The 4548-nt window shown below is 66.8% G+C and carries 4 protein-coding genes and 1 pseudogene; 1 reads left to right on the forward strand and 4 read right to left on the reverse strand.

Translation table 11 applies throughout. The features are described from left to right. Window positions 1-258, forward strand: a pseudogene (locus QZY03_RS16655) (hypothetical protein); the annotation flags it as partial. 12 nt (window positions 259-270) lie between these two features. Here the strand turns inward: QZY03_RS16655 and QZY03_RS16660 are convergent. The 4 genes from QZY03_RS16660 to QZY03_RS16675 all read right to left on the reverse strand — a co-directional run bounded on the left by QZY03_RS16660 (window position 271) and on the right by QZY03_RS16675 (window position 4368). Then, the gene (locus QZY03_RS16660) at window positions 271-1146 is read right to left on the reverse strand and encodes a phosphatase PAP2 family protein (protein WP_295582999.1); all 876 of its coding nucleotides are present in this window, start codon (window positions 1144-1146) and stop codon (window positions 271-273) included. Then, window positions 1139-2779 (reverse strand): glycosyltransferase family 39 protein, encoded by a 1641-nt coding sequence (locus QZY03_RS16665; RefSeq protein WP_295583001.1) that lies wholly within the window; start codon window positions 2777-2779, stop codon window positions 1139-1141. The genes QZY03_RS16660 and QZY03_RS16665 overlap by 8 nt, the downstream gene beginning before the upstream one ends. After that, window positions 2776-3792: a glycosyltransferase family 2 protein gene (locus tag QZY03_RS16670; RefSeq protein ID WP_295583002.1), complete on the reverse strand. Its 1017-nt coding sequence runs from the start codon at window positions 3790-3792 to the stop codon at window positions 2776-2778. Before QZY03_RS16670 ends, QZY03_RS16665 begins: the two co-directional genes overlap by 4 nt. A 336-nt stretch (window positions 3793-4128) precedes the next feature. Further along, entirely contained in the window at window positions 4129-4368 is a 240-nt protein-coding gene (locus QZY03_RS16675; RefSeq protein WP_295583004.1) for a hypothetical protein, read from the reverse strand. Between the last annotated feature and the right edge of the window lie 180 nt (window positions 4369-4548).

The raw sequence follows: 4548 nt of genomic DNA on the forward strand, positions 1-4548 counted from the left end.
CGAGTCCCCGAGACCGAGCGACGCGCCTTATCCACCCTACAACGGAGCCGGTTTCGTAGGGTGGATAAGCGCAGCGCATCCACCATCGGCCTCGCTGCCGACACGCTGTTGGCGGCGGCCACCCAAATTTGGAACTGCTGTTGCCCGGGTTGGGAAGCGCTGGGAACCCGGCTGAAGCCTTGGATCTCAGTGGGCCGGCGCCTCGGCTGGCCAGAAGGTGGACAAGGCCCGCCCTTGCCCACCCTGCAGCCGGCATGATGATCCAGGTTCTTATCCCGGCCGGCTGGTCAGCCGCGGCGCGGCCAACCCCCGCAGCAGGGGGCTGACCAGATAGCCCAGGACCCCATACCCCAGGGCCGCCCACCCCAGGGCCTGGAGCAGGGGCCGCGCCTGGGCATACTCGGCATCCCCGAGGATCAGCCCGACGGCGGCAAAGCCGCACAGGGTCACCAGGGCCAGATGCACCGCGGCATCGGTTGCCAGGGCGGGTCGCCGCGCTGCCAGGCGGGCGCCGATCCAGGCCGCGAGCACGCCGCCCCAGAACCCGACGGCCACGTCCACCGGCCAGTGCACACCCACCGCCACCCGACTCAGGCCGACCAGCACCGCCACCAGGATCAGCAGCACCCGCAGTTCCGACCAGCGAGCGTAGTAGACCAGGACCCCGAAAAAGACCGCGGCCGTCGTGGCGTGACCGGACGGGAAGCTTGCCCGCCGGTGCAGCGGGCCGATCAGGTGGAAGCTGTCCGGCGGCAGCACGGCCGGCGGGCGGGCCGCATCGAACAAGGGCTTGAGCCCCCGGCTGAAGGCCGCGGCCACCAGCCCGGCCAGCACCAGGGCCCAGAACACCCGTGGATAACGCCGCGCAAAGAACAGACAGAGGACGAAGGGGACGCCCTCGCCGCCGATCGAGGTCAGCCACTGCCAGACCCAGTCCGGATAGACGGTCCCGGCCTCATTCAGTGCCGCGAAGCCCGCGTGATAGCCGCAGGCAAGCCAGAGGGTCAGCCCGACCGCCAGGCTGGACCAGGCCCAGGTGGACAGCCACAGGGCTCCGCCCGGCGGGTCCAGGGGGGTGCGGGCGGCCCCGGCGGTGAGCGACTGGTTCAGGTCCCGGCGCAGCCAGCCGATCAGGCCCTTAACCACCGTCGCGCTCCTGGGGCTGCCAGTCGCCGGTCGGACGCAAATGCTCACGCACCCACACCAGGGCCACCGGTCCACGCCGATAGAGCAGGTCGAGCCGCAAGTCCGGCAACTCGCGGGCCAGTGCATCGAGTTTGTCGACGCGCAGGAAAGCCAGTTCCCCGGTCCGCGGGATGCGGTTCGGGGTGATTGCGTCGCGGTAGACGCTGAAACTCGGCATTGAGGTGCGAAACGCCACGGTGGGCAGATCAAGCCTCCGGGCGAGTTCCGCCGCTTCCTTGACCGGCGCCTGCAAGACGTCGAAGACGCGGGGCGCGAGCACCCCGAAGATCACCAGGCCCTGAATCACCCCGGCCAGCATCAGCCGCTGCCAGAGCGTCGGCCGGGACCACAGCAGCAGACCGACCAGGGCGGCGCCGCCGACCGCGACCCCGGCGACATAGGACCAATCCAGCAGCGCGCGGCCGTCGCTGATCATCGCCGCCTCATGGGCCTTGTGGTCACCGGAGGCGATGATTCCCAGCACCCAGGGCAGGGCGAGCAGCAAGGCGAAGAGCGCGAGCGGCGGCGTGAACGCGAGCCAGCGGCCGGTTAACAGCTCACGATGACGCGCCATCAGGATGAACAGCGGTGTACAGCCGTACAGCAGGTAATGCGGCAGTTGCGTCCCCGAGAACGAAAAGAAGCAGAAGACCACCGTGAACCAGATCCACAGAAAGCGCTCCAGTGGGTCCGCCCAGGCGTGGCGCCAGGCGGTTCGCCAAGGGAGCAACAGACGCAGGAACCAACCGGTGAAAGGCAGCAGAATCAGCGGCAGCATCACGGCGTAATAGCCGAAAAAGCCGCTGTGTCCGTGAATGGTCGCGCCGAACCGATCGGCATTGTGATGCAGGAAAAAGCTCTTGAAGAAGCCGGCGCCGTCGTCCAGGTAGATCGCCAGATACCAGGGGCCGGCCGCCAGGAGGAAAACCAGCCAGCCGACCGGGGAGAACAGGGCCCGGCGCCACTGCGGCAAAGCGCCCTCCGACCAGAAGAACAGCAGACTCACCAGCGCCGGAAAGAAGATGGCCACCGGCCCCTTGGTGAGAAACCCGAGCCCCATCCACAGCCAGGCGCGCACCACCGGGCCGGACCGGCTGCCCGCCTCCGGTCGGGTGTAGAAGCGGTAGATCTCAAAGAAGGTCAGGGCGATGAAGAGGTTCAGCAGCGCGTCAGCCACCGCCGCCTTGGCCACCAGTGAGACCTGGAGCGATAGCGCCAGGGCCATGCCGGCAACCACGGCGGTCGGCGCATCCAGCCGTTCGCGCACGAACCGCCACAGCGCCCACACCCAGAGCGCGGCGGCCAGGGCCGAGGGGAGGCGCAGCGCGAACTCGTTGAACCCGAGTACCTGGGCGGAGGCGGCCTGGGCCCAGTAGATCAATATCGGTTTGTCGTAGCGCGGCTCACCGTCCTTGTGCGGTGTGATGTAGTTGCCGCTCACGATCATCTCGCGGGTTGCCTCGGTGAACGCCCCCTCGTCGAGATCGTAGAGCGGCAGGGCACCGAGTTGCCAGAAGAAGGCGAAGAACACCACCGCCGCCAAAATCCAGGGCGAGGTGAAGAAGGCGTCGAACCGGTCCGGAACGAGTTTCATGCCGGCGTCCTCCAGCCGGCGGCGGCCGGATCGGTCTGGACGCGGATGCGATGATGCGAGAGATCGCTGGAGGCGTAGAAGGTCCGGGTCAGCAGTTCGGCAAGCACGCCGGTGGTCAAAAACTGGATCGAGGCGACCAGCAACAGGATGGAGACCAGTAGCAAGGGCCGCTGGCCGATGTTCTGACCCAGACCGAACTTCACCACCAGCAGATAGGCCATCATGGCCCCGCCGACGGCGCCGAACAGGATGCCGATCGACCCGAAGAAGTGCCCCGGACGGGAGCCGAAACGCAGGAAGAAGAAGGCCGAGAGCAGATCGATCAACACCCGAAAGGTGCGCGAAATCCCATACTTGGAGGCACCGAAGCGGCGCGCCTGATGGCTGACCGGTGTCTCGCCGATGCGCGTCGGGGCGGTCACCCCGGCCACCCACACCGGGATGAAGCGGTGCATCTCACCCAGCAGTGTGACCTCGCGGATCACCTCCGCCCGATAGACCTTGAGGCTGCACCCATAGTCGTGCAGCGCCACCCCGGTCACCCGTCCAATCAGCGCATTGGCGATGCGCGACGGAACCTTGCGCAGCAACAGATCGTCCTGGCGCCGCTGCCGCCAGCCCTGGAGCAAATCCAGATCGCGGGCCAGCAGTTCATCGACCATCCGCGGGATATCCGCCGGATCGTTCTGCAGATCCCCGTCCAGGGTCGCGATCACCGTGCCGCGGGCGGCATCGAACCCCGCCTGCATCGCCGCCGTCTGCCCGAAATTGCGGCGCAGCCGGATCACCCGGACATGGCTGCCGCAGGTTGCGGCCAGTTGCATCAGCCGCGCGCCGGTTCCGTCGCGGCTGCCGTCGTCCACGCAGATCAGCTCCCAGACCCCGCCATAGTCCGCCAATCCCTGATGGACACGGGCCAACATGGGCTCCACATTCTCCACCTCGTCAAACATCGGGATCACGACCGACAGGGCCGGGCGGACGGCCGGATCGCGGGGCGGGGCACTGGTCATAAACGGCTATCCGTACGGGGAGGGCGGTGCGGCTGCGAAACCCCGTTAGCTTAAAGGGCGGCGGGAAAAGGTCAACCGGCGAACGCTGTCGGATTGCCCGCCGCCCGGCGTCGCGGTTACACGAGCGCGCCGGGGCGCGCGAGTATCTTGTCGTCGATCCGTTGGAGCGGGGTAGGATGCGGTGAGGCACGGACACTGGTGGCGAAATGCCTGGAGACCCCGTAACCACTTGATAGCGACATCCGGAGGCGCTGAGCTTCAATGGGTTAGCGAATTCGCCACCAGTGTCAGGAACGAACCCCAACATCCCGGCTGCCGGCCGCACCGCCTTGTCGATCAGCCGACGGTGAACAGAGGCACACCGCCGCCCTGGGCCGCATCCGCCAGCGTATCCCAATTGCAGGCAGACCCTGATTCCGGCACCAACCGCGCGATTGGTCGCCTGCGACGGGTCATGACGACGTCCTGTCTTGCCTCGGCCTCGGCCTTGATCGTCGTTCCAGCCAAAGCGGCCGCTTGGATTTGTCCACAGATGTCACAGATGTTCACAGATGAAGAAAAAACATCTGTGTTCATCTGTGGATCAGGGTCGCGCGCTGCCGCCCAACGATGGAATCGCTCACCACGCCCCCCGATTGTCCGCGTCACCCATCCCCGTTACACTGCCCCATGCGCCACGCCATCAACCCCACGGTCGACTGTGTCTTCAAGGCCATCCTGGGCGCGGAGGAAAACAGCAACCTGCTCATTCATTTC

Source organism: uncultured Lamprocystis sp. (genome assembly GCF_903933125.1).
GTDB lineage: Bacteria > Pseudomonadota > Gammaproteobacteria > Chromatiales > Chromatiaceae > Thiodictyon.